The 1,003-nt window shown below is 67.0% G+C and carries 1 protein-coding gene; it reads left to right on the forward strand.

What is annotated here, in order from left to right; all coding sequences use genetic code 11:
• Positions 1-53: 53 nt before the first annotated feature.
• Positions 54-1,003, forward strand: a 950-nt coding sequence (locus D7V93_RS43445) for an IS701 family transposase (RefSeq protein WP_147451699.1), incomplete at its 3' end; no start/stop codon positions are given.

The following is a 1,003-nucleotide window of genomic DNA, read 5'->3' on the forward strand; positions in this document are numbered from 1 at the left end:
TACCACTTGGTCACTTTCAGAATGCGTGAGGGTGGGCGGACTGTTCCCTGAGCATGACGCCAAGACAGCTGAATCGGTTGGAGGGAGAGCTGGAGAGCTTCCTCACATCGATGTTCGCGGGCATGGGCCGCGTGGAGCGGCGACGGGCGATGGACTGGTACGTCAAGGGCCTGTTGCTGGAAGGCGAGCGCAAGAGCATCGACCCGATGGCGGGTCGCTTGGTGGAAGAGGCGTCCGAGAAGGACGCCATGCGGCAGCGCCTTCAGCAGTGTGTCAGCGGCAGCGCCTGGGCGGACGACGAGGTGATGCACCGGCTGGCGCTGAAGCTGGAGGAGGACCTGCCGGACCTCGAAGCCCTCGTGTTGGATGACACGGGCTTCCCCAAGAAGGGCAGGCATTCGGTGGGCGTGGCCCGGCAGTACTCGGGCACGCTGGGCCGCACCGACAACTGCCAGGTGGCCGTCAGCCTGCATGTGGCGAGTGAGAAGGGCAGCGGTTGCATCGGGATGCGGATGTACCTCCCGGCGGAATGGACGGCTGACACGAAACGCCTGCGAAAAGTGGGCGTGCCGCAGGACGTCTCGTTCGAGACGAAGCGAGAGATTGCCCTCGGGCTGCTTGAGCGGGCGCTGGGCTGGGGTGTGAAGCCGCGCCTGCTCCTCGCGGATTCAGGGTACGGCAACGAGGTCGAGTTCCGTGAAGAGCTGACGCGCCGGGGACTGCCGTACATCGTCGGTATTCGGGGCGACTCGGTTGTCTGGCCTCCGGGATTCGAGCCTCCGCCCATTCCTGCGAAGCCCGCGCGAATGAGTGGGCCCGCGCGCACGCGCTGCCGCTATGGCGAGGCGAAGCCCCTGGCCGTCGAGAAGCTGGCCGAGGGCCTGCCGCGAACTGACTGGAAGTCGGTGAACTGGCGCGAAGGCGCCAAGGGCTCGCGGAGCTCGCGCTTCGCGGCCCTGCGTCTGCGCACCGCGCATCGTCACTCGCTGGGACTGGCCCCAGG

The organism is Corallococcus llansteffanensis (assembly GCF_003612055.1).
In the GTDB taxonomy this organism is placed as follows: domain Bacteria; phylum Myxococcota; class Myxococcia; order Myxococcales; family Myxococcaceae; genus Corallococcus; species Corallococcus llansteffanensis.